A 22,533-nucleotide genomic window follows, 5' to 3' on the forward strand; every position below is an offset into this window, starting at 1 on the left:
CGTCATCTCGTAGGCGAGTGAGCAGGCTGTCGATCGCTCCGATGATGCCAGCGATGGTCGCCGGCATGGGGCCACTGGCTGCCTGACATCACTAAAGTGGGCGGAGGATTGCGCGCTCCGCTTGCCGGTTTGTACCAGCGATCGAACCGTCATCAGGAAACGGTCAACCACCGTGCCGGTCGGTCATGCAGGTTGTCGCGCTCACTTCCGGGTCGTAAACGCCTCACTGATCTGCCGCGCGCGCTTAACCTCGTCACTGTGCAGGTAGATCGAGGTGGTCGATACCGAGGCGTGCCGCAGGTTGTCGCGCACCGTGGTAAGTTCGGCGCCGTGACCGAGCGCGTAGGTAGCGTGGGTGTGCCGCAACCAGTGGGGGCTGGCGCGGCGCAGCTTCTCCGCGAGCGGTGGGTGATCGGTTTCGATGGCACTGGCGGCAAGGACGAGAAAGCGCTCAAGCACGCTCCACAGGCGCACGCTGCTGATGGCCGCACTACTGTCCGCGTCCAGGCTGCCGATGACCGGTGTGTCCGGCCGCCAGCGCGCCGTAGAAGTCGGCAGCTGGCGCCCGGCCAGATAGCGGGTTAGTGCGTCCCACGCGAGCGGCGGCAGCGCCACCCGCGCGACCTTGCCGCCTTTGCCGGTGACCCGCAGCCAGTGCTCGCCGCGTGCGTCCGTCTCGACGTGGCCGAGCGTCGCGCCGACCAGCTCACTCGCGCGCAAACCCGTCGCAAAGCCGAAATCGAGCAGGAACCGTAAGCGCTGCGCGGCCGGAACCGTCCAGCCGTGAGACCATTCCAGCCCCTCGGCCATCGTACGCACCAGCGCCCATTCCCCGTCGGTAAAGGCGCGCGACGCATCGAGCGTCGATGCCGTCTTGCCGCCGCGCACCTTGATGCCGGCAAACGGATTGGCCAGCACGTAGCGCTGTTCGACCAGCCAGCGGAACAGGGCGCCGAGAATTGACAGCGCGTGCGCGACCGAGCGCGCCGAGAGGGTGCCGTTAAACGGCCGCCAGTCCGGTGACGTGCGGGGGCGCACCGGGCCGATCCAGCGTCCCCGCGGCGCCGGATGGCGCAGGAACGTCCGGTACGCAATCGCGTCTTCGGTCGTGAGCGACGACAGCGCGCGGCCGCGTTCGACGATGGCCCAGAGGATCAGCCGCTCGGCTTCCTTGCGGTAGGTCCGTTGCGTGGCGGGCGACTCGTGCAGGGACAGCCACGTCTGCACGGCCTCGTAGTCGTTGGACGCGTCGAGCGTGCAGGTGGCGGGCGGTGCGCGGAACGTGCCGGCGGAGCCGTCGACCTCGTGCGGCAATTTGAGGGTTTCCCACGGCACGATGTCGCCGCGCTGGCTCGCGACCACCAGCCCACGCGCCCTGTCCGTGAGCGCGGGCCAGGCGGCGAAGAACGCCTCGATCGAACGGGCGCTCGCCGTGCCGAGCCCCGGCACGGCCTTCCACCACTGGCGCCGGCGCGGAATGCGCACGGTGAGATCGGCGAGCGTCGTGATGCCGTACGCGTGCAGTACGCGCACCGCGCGCGGGGAAAACCACTGCGCGATGTCGTCGGCGATCTGCGGTTCCCGCGGGCGTGCGGTGCGCAAAGCGTCGATCGCCAGCGCGGCACCTTTCGCATGCTGTTGACGTCCTGCCGCCGGATGAGTGAGGAGTGCGACAAGGTCGTGGCGATGGGCCGCACGCGCGATGTCCACCAGCCTGCGCCGGATGCGCCCGAGGACGCCGCGCGCCGATTTCCCGTCACCGAGTGCGGAGGGCAGGTAACGCGCCACGGCCTGCCGCACGGACACGCCGGCGTACCACGCGCGGAGCACGGCAAGCTCGTCGGCACCGGGAAAACCGGATGCAGAGGATTCAGCGTCAGCAGCAGGCGCGCAGGGCAGGGTGAGGCGCGTTTTCATACCCCGGAGTTTAGCGTAAAAACAGGCACCTTTAGATAAGAATACTTATCGTAATAGATGCATTGTGAATTCCATTTCGGAGAAAAGCCGGTACCAATACCCCGACCGTATTCCTCTTCGCAACTGAAGATGGCACGATTTCCGCTTGGGCAGGTGGGTGAATCCGGCGAACAACGCCGTGATCGCGGTCGATAACTCGTCCAATCCCTCCGCCGCCAACGGGGCTGTCTACAAGGGGCTGGTGTTCGGAGTGAATGCGCAAGGCGGATTCCTGTTTGCGACGAACTTCCGTTCGGGTCGGATCGATGTATTCGGGCCGAACGGTTCAGACGGCCTGTTCACGCCCGCGACGACCGACGGTGGCTTCGCCGACCCGAACACCCCAGCCGGCTATGCCCCGTTTTGGTATCGCGAACATCGATGGGGATCTTTTCGTCACCTACGCGAAGCAGGACAAACAGAAGCACGACGACGATGCAGCCCGCGGTCGTGGATTCGTCGACGTATTCGATACCGACGGCCACCTGCTGCGTCGCTTTGCAAGCTGAGGGACGCTCGACTCGCCGTGGGGTATCACGCGCGCATCGTTTGCGTTCGGCCGCTTCAGCGGCAAGATTCTCGTTGGCAACTTCGGCGATGGTCGAATCAATGTCTTCGACAATGACGGCTCGTTCGTCGATCAGTTGGAGAATGAGTTCGGCAATCCACTGGCTATCGACGGTCTGTGGACTCTGACGCTCGGTGGCGGGCGCAATTCGAGTCCAGACACGCTGTATTTCTCGGCAGGTCCTTAACAAGGAGACAAATGGACTCTTCGGGATCATCGCTCCAGTAAGCGGCTCCAGGGAACGAGCGTCCGGGCAGCACGGACAATAACCGGCAGCGCGCCCCTGGGCAACTCCAGAAGCGCGATGTCGCTGACCCATTGACGATATCGATTCAAGTTCGAGACGAAGGACCTCACCTCAGCCGGTCGCGGAACTCGCCAGACGTGACCGGCTGTTCATTGTTCCGTGGTGCCTGAAGGCCAGAATGACTCGTGGTACGGCAATTCCCGTCCTTCCACACTGAGCTTTACCCACAAGTCTGGTTATCAACTGGATCGAACGGTGTAAACTTGAGTCATTCTGTCGATGCAGCGGCAGCGGCAGCGGATAGGCGATCAGGGACCGTGACAGCGGCACTGGACACGCAAAACGTGCCACCTGTCCCGCACAACATGCCATCCGATGACGGCGCCACCACCATGCCACTGGCTGTGAATAATGGTGGTGAGTATTGAGAGAATGGGGTATGGCAGGTTTGCATCATGAAGGCAAAGGTTCTGTTTGCCATGCTGCTGCTTGGCGCGATAGATTGCGCTGCGGAGCCAGGTTATTACAACACGTGCGCGGCGTATCCGAGTTATCCGTGCGAGTTCTATGCCGGGTGTCCGTCTCGCGGCCAGCCATGCGTATTCCTTGGCGGCGGTTTCCACCGCTTCCACGACTTTGACCATGACGACGGCTTTCACCATGGGTTCCGCGGTGGCAGCACTCACTTCGAGCAGGGCGGGGGCCAAAGCGGCGGTCATGGCGGACGCCACTAGGCACCGGCACAGGCTCGCACGTGCAGTCGCGATATGAAATGCAATATCCTCATTAAGGTCCGGACGGCGCTCTTCGAATGCTTCCACCATGCGTTTTCGTGCACCTTCGATTTTTCCGTATTCTTGCTGTGATCCGCGGCGCATGCCAGGATCGCCGCACCTTCGGTCGCGATCGTCATGCGGAGCATCAAAAAATCACGCACGTCCGTGATGCCGGTCAACGAGCCGTGTGCGATAGCGGGCGGCGCTGCGCGCATGCGCTGGACATAATGCCCCGATCTCAATGATCGAGGGGGACCGGGAAAGGTTCTCCAGTAAACGGTGTGCCCGTGACCCTGCTGAGCTCGAGCGACGTGAAGCCCGATCCGGCGCTGGCGGCGAAGGGGCGCACATGGACGCCTCCGCCGGTGTCGACCAGGAAGGAGAATGGCGCGGCGATGTCGACCTTACACCGTCTCGGAAATTGCGCACTCGATCCCGGGATTGCCTGGGTCCAGACAAGGTCAGTAGCAAGTAGCTTCCGTACCTCGAGGGGCGTGTTAGCTCACCGCGTGCGATAACGCATTAAAAACGTGGAGACTGCGCTGCCGATGATCTTTTCAACCTGATCGTCGGATATCGCGTAGTCGATCTGCAGCAGGCGGGGAAAAAAGAGCGTTTCGCCCAACATTCCGATGAATTCAGCACGGGCGAGCTGCACGTCGGCGATCTGTAGCCCGCCTTCTTCCACCCGGTTTGTCAACCAGACGTCTGTCACGTCGCTGAAGAGATTCTTCGCGCGTTGAAAGAGAACTCCAATGTCAGGAAAGTTTCGCACTTGCGCAATGACCAGACGCAGTGCGGCGATCAGGGTGCTGTCCGAAACAAGTTCGTTGTACGCACGTCCAATCTCACGCAGGCCCGACTCGACCTCCACGGGCACTGTGTGATCCTTCCAGCGTGCGAACTGTTGATGCATGAGATGGTCCAGAGCCTGGCTGAACAAGTCTTCCTTGCCGGGAAAGTGTTTGTAGAGGGTCGCGTATGACACGGCTGCGCGGTCGCCGATGGAGTCCATCGTCGCCGCCTCATACCCATTGGCCAGGAACGTCTCGATTGCGACTTCCAGAATCAGCTTGCGCTTTTCCCTGCTAACGCGCTGCTGATACGCCAACAGGCCATCCGTTGGACGATCCCCCGTAGCAGGAACGGTTTTCTTTCGTTGTGCCTGTGTCATTTCCGCGTGTAAGCCACCCAAATAAGCATCCAGAGTTTTCAGCCGCATTCTGCCCTCCATCGGCAAAGTCCGCCAGCCGCGCCGCATATGCAAAGCCTGCAGCGCTAGGGTTTCCCCCAGCTTGGCAGCCGCAGTTTCTTTTCTGCACTATAGTGTAACATACACTACATCATAGAAAGGCGGAAACGCGAATGGAAATGGATGACAGGGTAAGCATGCGAGGTTTCAGGCAAATAGGCACAGGCTCGGTGGTCCGCAGTATCGATAACTGGTCGTTGATGGGGGCAAAGTGCGCCGATTGTGGGGCGCTGCTGTATCCAGCCCTTACCACGTGCCCCGAGTGCGGCGGTCGCACCTTTGTTGCATCGCCGCTGCAGGCGGTCGGCCATCTGTACAGCTATAGCGTCGTACACATGGGGCCCAAAGGCGTCGATGTGCCCTATGTCGCCGGCTATGTGGACTTGAGCGATGGTTTGCGGCTATTCGGACGCATCGAAATGCCGACTGGTGCTGTGCAAATAGGGCAGCAGCTCGAACTGCAGGTGAAGCCGGCAAATAAACAGGCGAGCCAATTCATTTATTTCTTTACCGCACCCGGCGAAGTTTCTCAGCAGGTCAATTCATGAGCATGGCGAACGGTTTGAGAAGTGTGAGCGTCGTTGGCACCGGCATGATCCGATTTGGTCGTTTTCCGGAAGTGAGTCTCTCCCAACTCGCCGCACCAGCGGTCATTGAAGCGCTTGATGAGGCCGAAATCGATCGCCGACGCATCGGTGCGCTTTACTGCGGAACGGTATCCGGAGGCATGCTGGCTGCCCAACGTATCGCACGGGAGACGGGGCTGACCGGCATCGAGGCAGTGAACTTCGAGAACGCCTGCTCGTCTTCAGCGAGCGCGTTCCGGCTCGCCTACCTCGCAATCGCGGCAGGTGCGGTGGACTGTGCGGTCGTGGTTGGAGTAGAGCAACTGACTCGCCTCGGAGCCGGCCCACTTGACTTGGGCGATGAGGATGTCGAGGCGGCGAACGGATTAACAATGCCCGCGTTGTACGCGATGCGCGCGCAGCGCTACATGCATGAATTCGATTTGTCACCCCGCGATCTCGCGCAGATAGCCGTCAAGGCCAGGGCGAATGGCGCGCTCAATCCCTACGCGCAAATTCGCAGCGCGGTCTCGATCGATGAAGTGCTCGGCAGCCGACCGGTGGCATTGCCGCTGACATTGCATCAGTGTTGCCCGCTTGGCGACGGCGCCTCGGCGGTGGTGCTTGCCGCCTCAAACCTCCCGGGTACAAAGCAAGACGCCGTGAAGATTCTCGCGTCCCATCTGACATCGGGGCGCTACATGCAGGGTGGTCGGGACATGACGACTCCCGAGGTGACGGTGCGTTGCGCGAACGAAACCTACGAATCCTGCGGTCTCGGCCCTTCCGACATCGATCTCGTCGAGTGTCACGACGCCTTCACCATCGCCGAACTGCTGTACTACGAAGCACTTGGTTTTGCAGCGCACGGACACGGCGCGGGTTTGATCAGAGAAGGTCACACGTCGGTTAACGGACGGATTCCGTTCAATCCGTCCGGTGGCCTGCTCTGCAGGGGCCATCCTCTCGGAGCGTCAGGAATCGCACAGATCGTCGAAATAACACGCCAGTTGCAGGGTCGCTGCGGCGCACGACAGGTCGCGCAAGACAAGCCGCGCGGTCCACGAATCGGGCTGGCGCACATCACCGGTGGGGGCACCTACGGCTTTGATCACGGTGCGTGTGCGATACACATTCTTGGAAGGTGAAAAGTGAAATCAGCACCCTTTACCTGGCACCGTCCAGAGAGCGTGGCGCGAGCAGTTGAACTGCTTTCCACGCTAGACAACGCGCGCATCGTCGCCGGCGGACAGACACTGATGCCGATGCTGGCCATGCGCTACGTGTATGTGGACCATCTGGTCGATGTGAATGCGATTCCCGGTCTCAACGGGATAACGCTGGAAGGCGACGAGGTGTGCATCGGCGCGTTGGTCCGCCAGCGGGATATCGAGCAATCCCCTTTGATTCTTCAATATGCACCGCTGATGGTCGAGGCGTATCACCTTGTCGGTCATATCCAGACGCGAAATCGCGGCACATTTGTCGGAAGCGTCTGCAACCTCGATCCAGCTTCGGAGCAGCCCGCCCTTGCAGAAATATTCAATGCGACCATCGTCGCCGTGGGACCCCGTGGGGAGCGGCGCATCCCATTCGATGAATTCGCGTGCGGCTTCATGACTACATCGATTGAGCCGGACGAAATGGTGACGCAAATTCGCCTTCGTATCTGGAATGAGCCGCATGGATACGCGTTCGAGGAGTTCGCGCGTAGACATGGGGACTTCGCAATCGTCGGCGCTGCGGTCATGGTTTCGGTCGACGCAAATCTCGCGATCAGGCGTGCTGATGCGGTCCTGTGTGGGATGGGTGGAACACCTTGTCGTGTGCAGTTTGCCGACATCCTGCAGGGACAGCAACCCAGCGCCGATCTGGCAAAGACAGCAGCCAACAGAGCAAGCTGGATTGACGCCATTAGCGACACGAGTGCCAGTGCCGCTTATCGGAAACGTCTCGCGTGCACCGTGACCGAGCGTGCGCTTGCGCGCGCGTTCTCTCGCGCATTGAACGTAAGCTGAGGGCATCATGGATCAGAGAATCGAGCTTGTCGAACAGAGAAAAATCGCCTTCGAACTGAACGGACAGGCGCTGACCTGCGACATCGACCCCAGAGTGACGCTCGGAGATTTTCTTCGTCACCAGCTTGACAAGACAGGCACGCACTATGGCTGTGAGCATGGCGTTTGCGGGGCCTGCACGGTACTGGTGGACGGACGCTCCATGCGCTCCTGCCTTCAGCTTTGTGGTCAGGTCGACGGGCGCAAGGTCACAACCGTAGAGGGGCTGGCGAATGCCGACGGCTCGCTCGGCGTCCTGCAGCAGGCCTTTCAGGATCGCCATGCATTGCAGTGCGGATACTGCACGCCAGGCATGTTGACCACGCTAACGGAGTTTCTGCAAGCCAACCCCGACCCGTCCGAGGCCGACGTTCGCGATGCGATCAGCGGGAACATCTGCCGGTGCACGGGTTACCAGGCCATAGTCGAAGCGGCGCTGCTCGCGGCGGCCCGAATGCGCGGCGAGCCCGATCCCGTTTTTGGACGTGTTACCGCGTATTCAAAAAACGGCGATCTCCACGCGGCTTCGACCGTGGGTGCACGATACGTCGGAAAACCCGTCAAGCGCACCGAAGATCCCGCGCTGCTGAGAGGCGAGGGGCAATTCGTCGACGATATCCACCTGCCTGGAACACTGCATTGCTGCTTCGTGCGATCTCCTCATGCGCACGCTCGCATCAAGCATATCGATACGGCAGCGGCGAAGGAAGTTTGCGGCGTGCAACACGTCTGGACCCATGCCGACCTGAACGAAGCACTACGACGGCCGTTGCCGTTCCTCACACCGACTCAGATGCTGACCGAACCACGCATGTGGTCGCCGCTGGCCTCGAGCGAGGTGTGCTTTGTCGGCGAAGCGGTGGCCGTGGTCCTGGCGGAAAGCCGCTATATCGCCGAGGATGCCGCCACTCTTGTCCACGTCGAATACGAGCCATTGTCCGTTGCGGGCGACATCCGGACGATATTTGAAGCCACGGCGCCGCAGGCGCACAGCGACGTTCCGACAAACCTCCTTCTCGACATGCCGTTTGCTTTCGGTGACGTCGATTCGGCGTTCGCGCACGCCGCGCACGTCGTCAGGCGCGAGATATTCCATCATCGTGGAACAGCCCATCCGATGGAGTGCCGTGCGACCCTCGCGCGGCTCGATCGCGGTACCGGCGACCTAACCGTCTGGAATGCAGGTCAGGCGCCGCATCTCGAGCGACGTCTTCTCGCAGAAGCGCTCGATTACGACGAAGCGAAGATCCGGGTCATCATGCCGGATGTCGGGGGTGCTTTCGGTCCGAAGGGAATCGCGTATCCGGAAGAGTTTGTCGTCGCCTCCGCGACACTCAGGTTGGGCGTGCCGGTCAAGTGGACTGAAGATCGGCGCGAGCACTTCCTGTGCATTACCCAGGAGCGCGACCAATTGTGGGATCTCGAGTTGGCGCTCGACGTGGACGGAAAGATCCTCGGCATCCGCGGATCCGTGGTCCATGATAACGGGGCGTACGTGCCGTGGGGCATTGTCGTGCCGCTCATCGCGGTAACCTCGTCGCTGGGCCCGTATGTCGTGCCGGCATTCGACGTGAAGCTGAAGGTGGCTTGCACGAACAAGGTGCCCACCACGCCGGTGCGTGGCGCAGGACGACCCAAGGCGGCATTCGCGATGGAGCGGATGCTCGATGCGGCGGCCGACCAGCTCGGCCTGTCCCGTCTGGAAATTAGGCGCCGCAACTTCGTTCAGCCGGACCAGCTGCCGTACAAAACTGGCCTGATATTCCGCGACGGTTCGCCGATGGTATATGACAGTGGCGACTATCCGAAGACCCAGGAAAAGGCGGTCGAACTCGCCGACCTGGATGCGTTTCGTGTCCGTCAGGAAGAGGCACGTCGTCAGCAAAGGTATCTCGGGATCGGCTTTGCCAACTATGTCGAAGGTTCCGGCCTCGGGCCTTACGAAGGCGCGGAAGTCACGTTGCAAAACGACGGGCGCATACACTTGAACGTCGGCGGCGCCGGCGCGCAAGGGCAAGGGATGAAAACCATCTTTGCTCAAATCGCTGCCGATCAGCTCGGCGTCGACATGGATGCCATTACGGTAGTCGTCGGTGACACGAGCAAGCTGGCAATGGGCGTCGGAACATTCGCGAGCCGGATTACCGTCAACGCCGGAAATGCCGTCCACATCGCTTGCGGCAAGCTCGCCGACAAAATCAGGGCGCTCGCTGGGAACGTATTCCACGTTCCGCTGGAATCGATCGAGATTGCGCATCGCGTCGTACGCGTCCAAGGCAATCTGGAAAGAGCATTGCCGCTCGGGCATATCGCTCGCATGTCGTACGGGACGCCGGGCTTCACGCTACCCGAATGGCTGGATCCCGGTATGACGGTCACACATTATTTTTCACCGAAAGCCAGCGTTTACGCCAACGGAACGGCGTTCGCGGAAGTCGAGGTGGATACCGGGACCGGCTACGTAAAGGTTCTGCGCTATGGCGTTGCACACGACTGCGGAACCGTGATCAATCCGATGCTCGTCGAAGGTCAGGTGATTGGCGCGATTTCTCATGGGATCGGAAATACGCTGCTCGAGCGGCACGGCTATGACGAGAATGCACAGCCGCTTGCGACAAATTTCGCCGAGTTCCTGCTGCCCACCGCACTCGACATGCCATCCCACATAGAGATGGCGCATCTTGTTTCTCCTTCACCGAATAACCCGCTTGGCGTCAAAGGCGCAGGAGAGGGCGGGACGATTCCCGCGTCCGCGGCGATCGTCAGTGCCATTGAAGATGCACTGAGCCGCTGGTCAATTCGTTTTAATGAAACGCCCGTGTTGCCTGAAATGATCTTTGATCGTCTGGATGCCGCCGGCGCGTACAGCGACGTAGACGCCCGCCACACCTGAAATAGTAAACTTGATGGATAACGATATGTCTTCTGGAAAAACTGGTCCCCTGAGCGGTGTGAGGGTTTTGGACCTCACCCAGTTTCTGTCGGGACCCTTCGGAACACAAATCCTCGGCGATCTCGGCGCCGAGATCGTCAAAGTCGAGCCGCCGGGTGGCGAGCTCGCGCGCGGCGTGCCGCCGTATTTCGTTGAGGGGGACAGCGCTTACTATCTCGCGGTCAATCGAAACAAAAAGAGTGTTGTCATTGACCTCAAGACGGAGAGGGGAGCGCAGCTCGTTCGGGAGTTGGCGAGGCAGTCGGACGTGCTCGTCGAAAACAATCGCCCTGGCGTGATGGAGCGGCTCGGACTCGGTCCGGCAGAGCTTCGCGCGGTCAATCCGCGCCTCGTGTACTGCAGCATCAGCGGGTTCGGACAGACCGGTCCGGACAGGGATTTGCCTGCTTACGACATGATCGTGCAGGCCATGTCGGGCGGCATGAGCCTGACCGGGGAGCCCGGCAGGGCGCCGGTTCGCGCCGGTATTCCCATTGGCGACCTCGCGGCCGGCATGTACGGCGTGATGGGCATTCTGGCCGCGCTGGTCGAGCGCCAGACTTCCGGGCAAGGGAGGTTCGTCGATGTGTCGATGCTCGACGCGCAGGTCGCAATGCTTTGCTATCAGGGCGCCTACTACCTGTTGTCGGGCGAAGTGCCGGAGCCGCAGGGGCGAGGCCACGATTCGATACCGACCTACCGTTCGTTCGAATGTGGCGACGGCGTCTCACTGGTCGTGACCGCCAACACGGAACGTATGTGGGCGGATCTGTGCAAGGCCGTCGGGTTGCCGCAGCTCGTCAACGATCCGCGATTTAAGGATCCGGCTGAACGGCTCGCGAACAAGGTGGCGCTGTGGGAAATCCTGGAGGCGCGCTTCCGCGCCGAACCGGCGCAGAGTTGGCTTGAGCGCTTGAATTCGGCTTTGGTCCCGGCCGCTATGGTGAAGACACTGGACAAAGCACTGAATGCTTCTCAGGTCGCGCATCGAGACATGCTCGTCGAGCTTCGCAGTCCTGCGGGATCTCATGTCCGTGTGCCCGGCAATCCGATCAAGTTTGATATCCCGGGGCATGCCGAACCTGGTTACCCGCCTCATCTGGGCGAGCACACCAACGTCGTGCTTGGTCAGTACCTCGGCCTTGATCCTGACGAAATAAGGACACTTCAGAACCAGGGGGTTGTCCGCCAGTTTGTACCAGGCATGCCGTCACCCGGCGTGAAGTCGCGATAAATCGGGAGTTTGGAATGGACGAAAATCTTCTGCTGAAGATGAAGGGTCATGTTTTGCATATCACCCTGAACAGCACAGACGGCAGGAACGAGGTGGACGACGCAATGCTGCGAGCGCTGACGCAGGCGATCAGCGATCCCCCGGAAAGCACTGTGGCCATCGTTTTATCCGAGGGGCGGGCGACAATTTCTGCGCGGGGCGGGCCGCATCGCCACTCCCGGCGCTTTCTCAAACGGAAGACCCACGCCCCGCAATCAAGGAACGCGGTGCGGCGCCAATTCTCGCACTCTACGAGGCAATCCGTTCGAGCGCGGTACCGGTCGCCTGCTTCGTCGCGGGGCTCGCTTCGGGTCTGGGTTGCGCACTCGTCGCGGCGAGTGACTATGCAGTCGCCGACGCGCGGAGCCAGTTCGAGGCCAATGAACTGGAGAAGCAATTCGCTCCGGCACTGCTGATGTCGGCACTCTTCGAGCGCATCCATGTCAAGGCGATTTCGCGTCTGGTTCTTACGGCGCAGCCGGTCGATGCAACGACCGCCCTGGCATTTGGGCTCGTCGGCGAAGTTGTCGCTCCTTGGGAACTGCCCAAAGCGTTGGACGATTTCATCGCCTTCATGAACAGCCGGGCTCCTCAGGCATTACGCGGAATCAAAACGTTCCTGCGCGACTCGCATGGTATGCATTCGCCAAAGCTTGCCGCGCTGGCCGTCGACGTTGTGGCGGAGTCGCTTGCCCCGCGCCTTGAGCCGACAGCGTCGCTCGCGCCGTCGCACGACAAGCGGTTCCTGACCATCGGCGGAGAACGGATCGCCTATGTCGACATCGGCAAAGGGCCCGCGGTCGTTTTGCTGCACAGTCTCGGCACATCGAGCTCGCTGTGGGACGACATTCTGCCTGCATTGATTGCGAAACATAGAGTCGTCGCCATAGACGCCAGAGGTCATGGTGACTCGACGAAGCACAGCGCGTGGAATGCAGACGCTGTCGCCAACGACGTGGTCGCAGTGGCCGATGCCGCCGGTCTCGGCCGTTTCGGCCTGGCGGGCATCTCGATGGGAGGACTCACCGCGGTACGCGTTGCCGCGAAGCTACGTCAACGCGTTGCTGCCATGGTCTTGTCAAGCGCTTACGCAGGCGTTTCTGGACCAGCAGTAGAGAAGCGGCTGGCCGCCACCGAAGGGATGTTGAAGAAACTGCCTATGCATCTGTTTGCTCGCATGTACGTGGAGCAGACCCTGCACAGGAACACGGCGTACGCGAATAGAGAAAAACTTGCCCAACAGATCGCAGCGATGTCTCCAAAAGATTACCTGGAAATATTGCGCGCCATTTGTACGGATGACGTATCGGGTCTTTTGCGTGATGTCGAAGTTCCGACGCTTGTGCTAAACGCCGAACTCGACGGGAGTGTACCAAAAGCCGTATCCGCGAAGTTGACGCAAGGAATCCAGGGCGCGGTGGAACAGACGTTGCCCGGCGCCGCGCACCTCGCATGCGTAGATATGCCCGATGCCTACGCCGAGGTCCTGTTAGACCGGTTTGAAAAATACACGGATGAGGACGGGGCAGTATGGAAATCGTAAATCGCTTTTCGGTCGACTCGGCTATCGAGAACGCCTGGAAGGCACTACTCGACGTGCCGTTGATCGTGTCCTGCTTTCCCGGTGCCACGTTGACTGAAACGCTCAGCGAAGACTCGTACAAGGGACTGATTCGCGTCAAGCTGGGTCCGATCGCAATGGCATTCGCCGGCACTGTCACGGTGAGCACACTGTCGGCAGACACGTATGCGGCGACTGTCAAAGCCGCATGGCAGGAGACCAGAAACCGGGGATCCGCCACAACGGCGACGACGTTTTCTCTTTCTCGACTTAGTGACGCAGCCGGCACTCAGGTCGACGTTCGCACCGCCGTACAGATGGCCGGGCAGGTTGCACAGTATGGACGCGGGGTTGGAATCATCAATGCCGTATCGGAACAGATGGTGCGTCAATTCGCTGCTAATTTGCAGGATAAACTCGCGGATCGTCCGGCTACGACAGAGGCGCGGCGAGTCGACGCAGGCGCGTCTGCTGCCGCACCCGCCGGAGAACGCGAATCCATGGCAGGGACACGCCGGGGTGACAACGCAGCGGGCTCAACGAACGAGATATCCGTGCTCGCACTGTTGTGGAGAACGATGGTCGCAAAGTGCAAGCAATGGCTTGCCAGGCCGCATTCCTCATAGTCCTCATCGTTGCTGCTCGTTCTTTCAAGTTAGTCAGGTTATCAAAACACAGGATCTTTTAGTTGTACATAGGAGGAGGAAAACCGATGAGAACGAACTCGACTCTGTTGGAGCCGTCAGGCTGCGCGAGGAATGCCGGCACGTCTGTGGTGGGCAGGGCAGCCTGGATCGTGCTTGGATCGGCGTTCGTGGGGTGGATGTTCGATGCGATGGATCTCTACCTGTTCACGATGGTCATGGTGCCGGCCCTTGGCGACCTGCTCGGGCCGTCACAAGGTAATGTCATGCAGATCGGGGGGCTGATCGTCAGCGCGAAACTACTTTGCTGGGGCATCGGAGGCATTCTGTTCGGTGTCCTGGCCGACCGGTTTGGTCGCGCTCGCGTGATGCTCGGCACGATGCTGATCTACTCGGTATTCACTGCGGCGAGCGCGTTCGCGCGGGATTGGCATCAACTCCTTTTGCTTCAGATGCTGGCGGGTTTCGGAATCGGGGGGGAATGGGCTGCCGGAGCGGCGCTGGTCGTCGAGACCTGGCCGGAAAAGCATCGGGCGAAGGCTGTTCAGGTGATGCAGGCTGCCAATGTAGTCGGACTGATCGTTGCCTCTGCGCTGGCGATCCTTCTGTCCGGGGCTGGATGGCGCTGGGTGCTTGGCGTGGGCGCGGTACCGGCGGTCGCAAGCCTTGGCCTGCGGTTTGTTACACCGGAATCGGCTCGCTGGAAGCAGTCGCATGCGGAAGCGATCCGTCACCCAGGTCAAAAATTCGGTTCGTTATCGGAGATATTCGGCGCTCCGTTACGTCGTCGAACAGTGGTGGGCTCTCTCGTTGCCGCTGCATTGATGATCGGTAGCTGGGGATCATCCATCCTCTTTCCCTCGTTACTGAGGGATTTCTTCCCGTCCGCCAGCAACGCGGAATTCACGCGACAGACAGGGATCGCCTTCATGGCGAGCAACGCTGGGGCGGCACTCGGATTCGCGTCGACGCTGGTCCTGGTGAGTCTGGCGCCGCGTATTTCCAGACGGGCAGTCTATGTGGTGTTTTGTGCAGGCGCCTGGATTGCAGTCGTTGCACTCTTCGGTGCAGCGAAAACACTGGAGACGTTTTATCTCGCCATGGTTGGATTCGGTTTTTTCGCGATTGGAGGATTCGGGATCGTCGCGCTGTACCTGACCGAACTGTTTCCGCTCCATGTTCGCGCCACGGGTCAGGGATTCACATGGAATGTGGCACGTTTATTCACCGCACTCGGTCCGTTGTTAGTGTCGTCTGCGTCAGCAACTCTGGAATTTCGTGCGGTAGGAATCGCTATCGCTACGGCATTTGGAATGGGACTGGTCGCTATTTTGTTTGGACCGGAAACCGGTTGAACAGGCGACGCGGATGCCGATTCGCGAATGTGCATGATCGGCGATCGGCGATCCGCTCTCACTGCAACCCTTGCGGTGCTCATGCCGGACTTGCCCGACACAAACAATACGACATCGGAGACGAAATGAAATTGAAAATGATCGGTGCCTCGGGGCTCATTGCATGCGCGACCGCGGCGCAGGCGCAATCGTCGGTGACGCTCTATGGCGCGATCGATACCGGATTGCTGTATCAAAGCGCGAATGCGCCGAACTTCCAGTCGAAAGTGAATCTCGGGCACGTCTACGAACTCAAGGACGCGGGCATTTTCACGAGCTTCTGGGGTATCAAGGGCACCGAAGACATTGGAGGCAGCTACAAGGTCAACTTCAGGCTCCAGGGAGCATTCGCCAGCCCCAATGGGAAGCTCGGACTGAGCGACACGCCGACCTCCACTGCGGTCTTCAACCAGCAGACGACCTTGGGTATCTCCGGTCCGTTCGGCTCGATCGACGCGGGCCGCCAGTTCGTGCCGATGATCTTTGCGATGGCCGACACCGACGTACGGGGCGCGCAATTCTTCGGCAGCATCCTCACCGCATGGCTCGGCTTGAACCAGGCTGCGGGCTGGCAGGGTACCAGCACGAACGGCGCGATCGGTGCGTTGTACGACTCCAACGCGATTGTCTATCAGTCGCCGAAGTTCTACGGCGCATCGCTTGCGCTCGAGTATGCGCCGGGCGGCGTTCCCGGCCAGTTCCAGGGCGGCACGCGCGAGTCTGTGGTGCTCAAGTATTCGAACTATGGCCTGAACCTCTCGGCTGCTTACTACAACGGGCACGACACCAATCCGTTCACGACGACGGCTACTGGCGCGATTATTACGGCGCCGTCCGCGGGTCAGGACAACAACCGCTTCTACCATCTGGGCGCGATGTACACATTCCACGATTTGTCCGTATCGACGTCGTACAGCATCGGCAAGAATCCGGCGAACAGCGGTCACGACGACTTCGAGATGATTTCCGGGGGCCTCGGTTACAAGTTCACCCCGTTCTTCAAGGTCACCTCGGGCTTCTATTACCTGAAGGACCGCAACGTTTCGTCCAATCAATCGAACTTGTTCGCGGTGGGCGCCGAATACAACTTGTCCACCTCCACCATCGCCTACGCACAGGTTGGCCACGTCAACAACCGGGGCAACATGAGCCAGACGATCGCCTACGGCGCGCCGGTTCCTGAGGGCAAGTCGACCACTGCAGCGATGGTCGGCATTCGCCACAGCTTCTGATCCCACCACAAGCGAACTGGAGTATTCAATGATGATTAACAGGGCACTCAGGATCGCCGCCAGCGTATTGATCGCCTCCGCATCCGTTCATGTCTGGGCGCAGGCAAGCGAAGGCGAAGTGAGTGACGTGTCGAGCGGAACCGCGATCGCGGCTTCGGGCGGCATGAGGGCGAAGGACATCTGGAAAGCCAATTTCGTGCTGCGCCGTAAGGTCTACGCCGCGATCGTGACGCACAAGGAGATAAATGCCGGCGACATCAGCGTGGTTGTGAAGCGCGGCGCGGTGACGCTCGACGGGACGGTGGCGGACACCTCGCAGATCGACACGGTGACCGAGATCGCGAAAGGCGTTCCGGGCGTGACATCCGTGACCAACATACTGACAGTCAAAAAGCCGTTTGGAGGTCAGTAGTAGGCGCACGGGCGCCAGTGCATGACCGTCGGGTCGAAGGGCAAGTTGGCATGAACAGTATTGACGTTGAGGTGCTGGAAGCGGCGATGCGCTGGCTCGATTCAGGCCACCGCATGATGCTCGTGACAGTGGTGAAAACCTGGGGTTCATCGCCGCGCCCGGAGGGTGCGATGCTTGTTTTGCGCGACGACGGTCAGGTGGTGGGTTCTGTATCGGGCGGCTGCATCGAAGATGACCTCATCGACCGGGTGCGCCGGTACGGCGTCGCCCAACAGACGCCCGAAGTTGTCAGGTACGGCATCAGTTCTGAGGAGGCGCGTCGTTTCGGGCTGCCGTGCGGAGGCACGATGCAACTCGTGCTTGAGCCAATTACGCAGCAAAGCGGCGTTCACGCGTTGTACGAGGCGCTCGGACGCCGCGAGCTGGTGGCGCGCACGCTCGACATGGCAACGGGCGCAGTCACGCTCGGGCCCGCATCCGCGACCGAAGGTGTGGACTTCGACGAGATACAACTGACGACGGTCCACGGGCCGCGCTACCGGATGCTCGTGATTGGCGCTGGACAGTTGTCGCGCTACTTGTGCCAGATTGCAGTGGGACTCGACTATCAAGTCACGGTATGCGACCCGCGCGAAGAGTACATGGAGATGTGGGAATTGCCCGGCACGAAGCTCGTGCGTACGATGCCCGACGACACGGTCCTGGACATGAAGCTGGACGAGCGCAGCGCGGTGATCGCACTTACGCACGATCCGAAGCTCGACGATCTCGCGCTGATGGAAGCGCTCAAGACATCCGCGTTTTACCTCGGCGCGCTTGGCTCGCGGCGAAATAACGCTGCGCGGCGAGAGCGGCTCAAGGAGTTCAATCTGAGCGACGCACAGCTTGCAACGCTACACGGTCCGGCCGGGATCTATATCGGCAGCCGCACGCCGCCCGAAATCGCGATATCGATCCTCGCAGAAGTGACGGCGGCGAAGAACAGCGTGCTGCTGCCGGCGATCCTTCAGGTCGAGTACGCGAAGGCGGCAAGAGAAGTCGCGAGTGGCGAGCCGGTAGCAGCTAATGGCTTTCTCGTTGCTGAGCGCCTGGCGGCACGAAAGAAACCAGTCTTACGGATCGCGCAGGACCAATGAGGCTCTGCTGGCAGGGCGGTGGGACGCACGCCTCGACGTCGATGAATCCGTCCAGGCGAAAGGTTTTTTCCATCCTAGCCCTTACTATAACGTTCGCTCGCGCGCTTGACGAATGATTCGACGAACGTGTCCGCGATGTGGCTCAACACCGGCCCGATCAGCTTCTCCAGGATGATGTTGGAGAATTCATAGTGCAGCGCGAATTCGATCTTGCAGGCGTCCGCGCGCAGAGGAATGAAGTTCCAGTAGCCCTTAAACGTCTTGAAAGGGCCTTCGGTGAACTCCATGTCGATACGAGTCGGCCGCTGCTGCTTGTTGTGCGTGGCGAAATGCTGGTGAATACCCTTAAAACGAATATCGATCCGCGCTTGCGCGCTCGTTTCGTCCTGGTGCCGGATTTCGACGCCACCGCACCACCGCAGGAAGTTCGGGTAGTCGGCGACATCGGTCACGAGGTCGAACATGCGTTCGGCTGAGTAGCGGATCAGGACTGTTTTCTGGAGGTCTGCCATATGCGGGTATCGGAGAAGCGACATCAGACGTGGCGCCGCACTGGCCGACACGCCCGAAGTGGCGAGTACGTGGTGTCAGCAACTCGCCTGGCGGGTCGCTTTCAACTGGGGTAGTGCATCTCACAAGGCGGAAGCTCGTTCCTTGGGCGTTGGCGGGCTGGGTCTCGTTTTGTAGATCAGGTATCTGCGTTATCCGGCGACAGATTGTTCCCGTTCGAGACGGGGACGCGTATCGGCGCAATGCGCCAGCAGATCCCGGACCATGACCGTCTGCGGCTTCGAAAGGGGGATATTCGCCGCTCGCAGGGCCAGCCAACGGTCCAGATCGAACTGGCTCGCGCGATACAGGACCGCGGAACATTGCTCACAGCGCGCCACCTCGCGCCGGGCCAGCACGCGGCGGCGGTAGACGCTGTCGCAATGTTCGCAGACCACGAGTGTGGGGAAGGTTTGCAGGACGTCGTTATCAGGAGAACTAGACAAGAACTTCTACCTCGGATAGTGCACGGGCTTTGAAGTACGATGTCGCATAGTCGACGAACGCCCGGACTTTCGCCGTCATCAGGCTCCGGTCCCGATATGCAAGCTTCAGCTCGACCTCGCCGTTCATCAGCTCGAAGCCGGGTAGAAGCCGGACCAGCCGGCCATCGTCCAGCTCCTTGCCGATCATCGCAAGCGGCAACGCGCCGAGGCCAGCGCCGCCTAACACCAGTTCCTTGTTCAGCGCGGCGTTGTTGGTCGACACTTCGTATTCCAGCGGCACCGCAATCTCTTCGCTACCGCGGCGGAACTGCAGCCGTGGTTCGCTGATCGATGCAAGTATCGTGACGAAGCGGAATGCGGCGAGATCTTCGGGCGTTTGCGGCAGCGCGCGCCCCTGCAGATAGCTGCGCGAGCCGACCACCACCAGCGGGAGGCGGTACAGCGCACGGGTGATCGTCTGGTCACTCGTCAGCATGTACGGCAGCAGCATGCCGAGGTCGTAAGCTTCCCTGACCAGATCGACCGGCCGTTCCGCCAGCGTCACTTCGAGTTGCACGCCTGGATAGCGAGCGCGAAACCCGGCAATGAGCGGTGGCAGTTCCTGCAGCGCCGCAGTGGTGTGCGCCACGAGCCTCAATACGCCGACAGGCTCGCGTGCGCGCTGGCCGGCATCGGCTTCCAACTGGTCCAGTTCGGCAACCACGCGCGAGCAGCCGGCGTAAAACTGTTCCCCGGATTCAGTGGGGGCGACGTGTCGGGTCGTGCGCTGAAAGAGACGAACGCCGAGCCTCGTTTCGAGCTCCGTTATCGAGCGCGAGACGACCGGCGTCGATACGCCGAGCGTATGCGCGGCACCCGTGAAGCTTTTCGCCTCGACGACCGTGCAGAAAACCCGCAGCGTTTCAAGGTGGTCCATAGTAGTCGCGATTCCGTGTTAGTAATGGGACTTCCGCAAATTTCATCGGGACACTCGATTGTGCTGCCGCCTTGCGGCAACTAACCGACCTTCTTCGGCAACACTGAAGTACCCACGCGATATCTGGCATTTCCATGGATTCCGTAATGGGGGGTCCTGGGCGTTGTAGGAAACGCTTTATCCGGATGCCGGATAGCGCGATTGCCATCTCTCCGGCAAAAGCGCAGTGAATAAAGTGGTACAAGTGTACCATGAGTCAGTACATCGTGCCTTCTCTCAGCAGGTGCGCACAGGCCCGTTTGCTGTTTGTGCACCACGCCCGTTTGACCCTGGGCCGTGGCCAGGCGATGTGAACGCCGTGCAGTTCCAGATAGTCGTGCCGTTCTCGTCCTGGCCTGAATGAAAAAACGCAGAAACGGCGGCGATTACGCACGATTTCGCCGCGCTTGAGGCGCTCTCGAATTCACCCTCGATGAGCGATAACTTGACGCTCCCAACGAGGATGGCAAAAAGAAGCCGCGCTGCCTGCTCGCTAGCGAGACTCCCGTGTACGTCGCGTGCGCAGGTGGCGAGCTCTATGACGTTGCGCAGCGCATCGCGCAACTCCCGGGTCGCTGACCGAATCCGCTCTGTCAGGACATTTCTTTCAGATAACTCTATACGAGTAAGAAAGATACTTGCCCGGCGAAGCCCGGCCGGGGAGTCCAGGAACCTATCAACCAATCGCAGGCAAAACGCCAGGATGCGCTCTGCCCCATGACCGGTCGTCGCCCAGGTCGGCCAATCGGGGATTAACACGGACACCGGCAGATGGACCCGGTCGAATAACGCGACCAGCAGTTCGTCCTTGTCCGCGAAGTGCCAATACACGGCGCCGGTCGTCAGTCCAGCATGGCGGGCTATGCTGGTTAGCGGGACGGCAGAAACACCGTCGCGTGCGAACAGCACCTCTGCTGCGTCCAGAATCTCCTCGCGGGTTACCTCGGCCTGCTTTCGGCTACTTCGTCCCATCTGAATTCCACTCCCTGTTCGTTTCGACAACGTGGCGTCGGGCCTGCTCCACCCTGGGCATTTGACACGCAGCGGGCGATCAGCCCGCATCTGCAAGTCAACCTGAATACTCCCCGCGACGTTGGCGGCTGTCACCGCCTGGCAGTCGCCTGCACGCAACTTTCGTCCGAGCTTCCATATCGCGCCGTCCATATGGTGCGTTCGCTAATTTGACGTACTGCGTCTGCTGCCTTGCGTGACCGCGTCGCAATACGGCAGCAAAACTTTGTACCGTGAAACGATACGATTGTACCGAAAATAAAAATTGCGTGGTACACTTGTATCGTCACATGGGAAGATGGTTCGCGCATGGTGTGCCAACGCGTGTGGTTGCTTCCCGGTTCCCTCTTAACATTTACAAGGAAGTTGCAAACATGTCTGCTGGATTTCAAACCCGTGCGGGGATTGGACTAACCGCGTGCTCTGTAGCCGCGTTGCTGCTGCTGGGCGGCTGCGACAAACCGCCGGTCGCGGTACCGACTGCGCCCGAAGTCGGTGTGGTCACATTGCGCAGCCAGGCCGTAACCATGACGGCGGAGTTGCCGGGCCGCACGGATGCATGGAAGGTGGCGGAGGTGCGTCCCCAGGTCAGTGGAGTCCTTCAGAAGCGGCTCTTCACCGAAGGCAGTGACGTAAAGCAGGGGCAGCAGCTTTACCAGATCGATGACGCTCCATACCGGGCCGCGTACGACAAGGCGGCCGCCGCCTTGACCACCGCTCAGCATCTTGCCGAGCGGGACGAGAAGTTGCTGGCCGATAACGCTGTCAGCAAACAGCAGTATGACGATGCGATGTCGGCCTGGCGGCAGGCTCAAGCGGACGTCGAAAGTGCCCGTATCAATCTTGCCTATACCAAGGTGTACGCACCGATCTCTGGGCGCATTGGCCGATCCGCGGTGACCGAGGGGGCGCTTGTTACCAATGGTCAAGGCGAAGCGCTGGCAGTGGTGCAGCAGATCGATCCCATTTACGTGGACGTAACGCAGTCTTCAATTGATCTGATGCGCCTGCGCCGCGAACTCGCTCAAGGACAGCTCAGCCGGTCGGGCGAGGACGCCGCAAGCGTCGGTCTCGTTCTCGAGGACGGGACGTCGTACGGCCAGCAAGGCAGTCTCAAGTTTTCAGAGGTCAGCGTCGATCAGGGAACCGGTAGCGTTCTGCTTCGCGCTGTATTCCCTAACCCCGATCACCACCTGTTACCCGGGATGTTCGTGCATGCCCGGCTGAATGAGGGCACAAGGGCGGACGCCGTCCTGGTGCCGGAACAAGGGGTGACGCGTGACACCACGGGCGCGCCACAGGTCTGGGTTGTGGGTCCTGATAGCAAGGCCACCCTTCGACGCATTCAGGTCGATCGAACGGTCGGCAACACCTGGCTGACAACGTCCGGGGTGCAAGCGGGCGAGCGCGTGGTGACAGAGGGCTTGCAGCGTCTGCAGCCGGGGGTGACGGTGTCGGCACAGCCGGCCACTAACGTGCAGATCCAGACCGGTGAGGATACGGGTCTGCCTGGAGCGGCGCCTGCGCCCGCGTCCGCGTCCGACTCAACTGGTAGCTAGGCGGGGG

At 60.7% G+C, this 22,533-nt stretch carries 18 protein-coding genes and 1 pseudogene; 13 read left to right on the top strand and 6 right to left on the bottom strand.

Annotation, left to right across the window (positions count from 1 at the left end):
- Nucleotides 1-201: 201 nt before the first annotated feature.
- Nucleotides 202-1,917 (bottom strand): phage integrase family protein, encoded by a 1,716-nt coding sequence (locus OKW39_RS24795; protein ID WP_429360642.1) that lies wholly within the window; start codon nt 1,915-1,917, stop codon nt 202-204.
- A gap of 107 nt (nt 1,918-2,024) precedes the next feature.
- On the opposite strand from OKW39_RS24795, the pseudogene OKW39_RS24800 reads away from it, so the two are divergent.
- Nucleotides 2,025-2,793, top strand: a pseudogene (locus OKW39_RS24800) (TIGR03118 family protein); the annotation flags it as partial.
- A gap of 286 nt (nt 2,794-3,079) precedes the next feature.
- On the opposite strand, the gene OKW39_RS24805 reads toward OKW39_RS24800, so the two are convergent.
- Both OKW39_RS24805 and OKW39_RS24810 read right to left on the bottom strand, forming a co-directional pair.
- The gene (locus OKW39_RS24805; protein WP_429563929.1) at nt 3,080-3,649 is read right to left on the bottom strand and encodes a hypothetical protein; all 570 of its coding nucleotides are present in this window, start codon (nt 3,647-3,649) and stop codon (nt 3,080-3,082) included.
- 400 nt (nt 3,650-4,049) lie between these two features.
- Nucleotides 4,050-4,769 carry a TetR/AcrR family transcriptional regulator gene (locus OKW39_RS24810; RefSeq protein WP_429333719.1) on the bottom strand — a complete coding sequence of 240 codons (720 nt, stop codon included), beginning with the start codon at nt 4,767-4,769 and terminating at the stop codon, nt 4,050-4,052.
- A 143-nt stretch (nt 4,770-4,912) separates the two neighbouring features.
- Here OKW39_RS24810 and OKW39_RS24815 point away from each other — a divergent pair, with 143 nt between their 5' ends.
- The 11 genes from OKW39_RS24815 to OKW39_RS24865 all read left to right on the top strand — a co-directional run bounded on the left by OKW39_RS24815 (nt 4,913) and on the right by OKW39_RS24865 (nt 18,006).
- Nucleotides 4,913-5,347, top strand: a complete 435-nt coding sequence (locus OKW39_RS24815; RefSeq protein WP_429333720.1) for a Zn-ribbon domain-containing OB-fold protein — start codon at nt 4,913-4,915, stop codon at nt 5,345-5,347.
- Nucleotides 5,344-6,513, top strand: coding sequence for a thiolase family protein (locus OKW39_RS24820; protein WP_429333721.1), 1,170 nt, complete (start codon nt 5,344-5,346; stop codon nt 6,511-6,513). Before OKW39_RS24815 ends, OKW39_RS24820 begins: the two co-directional genes overlap by 4 nt.
- Nucleotides 6,514-6,516: 3 nt before the next feature.
- The gene (locus OKW39_RS24825; protein ID WP_429359419.1) at nt 6,517-7,383 is read left to right on the top strand and encodes an FAD binding domain-containing protein; all 867 of its coding nucleotides are present in this window, start codon (nt 6,517-6,519) and stop codon (nt 7,381-7,383) included.
- 7 nt (nt 7,384-7,390) lie between these two features.
- On the top strand, nt 7,391-10,315 hold the full coding sequence (locus OKW39_RS24830) for a molybdopterin-dependent oxidoreductase (protein WP_429333723.1): 2,925 nt from the start codon (nt 7,391-7,393) through the stop codon (nt 10,313-10,315).
- Nucleotides 10,316-10,340: 25 nt separating this feature from the next.
- Nucleotides 10,341-11,588 carry a CaiB/BaiF CoA transferase family protein gene (locus tag OKW39_RS24835; RefSeq protein WP_429333724.1) on the top strand — a complete coding sequence of 416 codons (1,248 nt, stop codon included), beginning with the start codon at nt 10,341-10,343 and terminating at the stop codon, nt 11,586-11,588.
- A gap of 166 nt (nt 11,589-11,754) precedes the next feature.
- Nucleotides 11,755-13,170, top strand: a complete 1,416-nt coding sequence (locus OKW39_RS24840; RefSeq protein ID WP_429564264.1) for an alpha/beta fold hydrolase — start codon at nt 11,755-11,757, stop codon at nt 13,168-13,170.
- On the top strand, nt 13,158-13,814 hold the full coding sequence (locus tag OKW39_RS24845) for an SRPBCC family protein (RefSeq protein ID WP_429333726.1): 657 nt from the start codon (nt 13,158-13,160) through the stop codon (nt 13,812-13,814). The genes OKW39_RS24840 and OKW39_RS24845 overlap by 13 nt, the downstream gene beginning before the upstream one ends.
- 86 nt (nt 13,815-13,900) lie before the next feature.
- The gene (locus tag OKW39_RS24850; RefSeq protein WP_429333727.1) at nt 13,901-15,187 is read left to right on the top strand and encodes an MFS transporter; all 1,287 of its coding nucleotides are present in this window, start codon (nt 13,901-13,903) and stop codon (nt 15,185-15,187) included.
- Nucleotides 15,188-15,312: 125 nt separating this feature from the next.
- Nucleotides 15,313-16,458: a porin gene (locus OKW39_RS24855; protein WP_429359423.1), complete on the top strand. Its 1,146-nt coding sequence runs from the start codon at nt 15,313-15,315 to the stop codon at nt 16,456-16,458.
- Between the two features lie 28 nt (nt 16,459-16,486).
- A complete protein-coding gene (locus tag OKW39_RS24860; protein ID WP_429333729.1) occupies nt 16,487-16,870 on the top strand; it encodes a BON domain-containing protein in 384 nt (127 codons plus the stop codon).
- A gap of 50 nt (nt 16,871-16,920) precedes the next feature.
- Nucleotides 16,921-18,006, top strand: a complete 1,086-nt coding sequence (locus tag OKW39_RS24865) for an XdhC family protein (RefSeq protein WP_429359425.1) — start codon at nt 16,921-16,923, stop codon at nt 18,004-18,006.
- Between the two features lie 74 nt (nt 18,007-18,080).
- Here OKW39_RS24865 and OKW39_RS24870 read toward each other — a convergent pair whose 3' ends face one another.
- From OKW39_RS24870 to OKW39_RS24880, 3 genes are all read right to left on the bottom strand, one after another.
- Entirely contained in the window at nt 18,081-18,518 is a 438-nt protein-coding gene (locus OKW39_RS24870) for a type II toxin-antitoxin system RatA family toxin (protein WP_429563930.1), read from the bottom strand.
- 475 nt (nt 18,519-18,993) lie between these two features.
- The gene (locus tag OKW39_RS24875) at nt 18,994-19,917 is read right to left on the bottom strand and encodes a LysR family transcriptional regulator (RefSeq protein WP_429333733.1); all 924 of its coding nucleotides are present in this window, start codon (nt 19,915-19,917) and stop codon (nt 18,994-18,996) included.
- Between the two features lie 276 nt (nt 19,918-20,193).
- Nucleotides 20,194-20,928: a TetR/AcrR family transcriptional regulator gene (locus tag OKW39_RS24880; RefSeq protein ID WP_429563931.1), complete on the bottom strand. Its 735-nt coding sequence runs from the start codon at nt 20,926-20,928 to the stop codon at nt 20,194-20,196.
- Nucleotides 20,929-21,341: 413 nt separating this feature from the next.
- Between OKW39_RS24880 and OKW39_RS24885 the strand changes: the two genes are divergently transcribed.
- Nucleotides 21,342-22,526: an efflux RND transporter periplasmic adaptor subunit gene (locus tag OKW39_RS24885; RefSeq protein ID WP_429333735.1), complete on the top strand. Its 1,185-nt coding sequence runs from the start codon at nt 21,342-21,344 to the stop codon at nt 22,524-22,526.
- The last annotated feature ends 7 nt before the right edge of the window (nt 22,527-22,533 follow it).

The organism is Paraburkholderia sp. MM6662-R1 (assembly GCF_050436245.1).
GTDB classification, from domain to species: Bacteria; Pseudomonadota; Gammaproteobacteria; order Burkholderiales; family Burkholderiaceae; genus Paraburkholderia; species Paraburkholderia tuberum.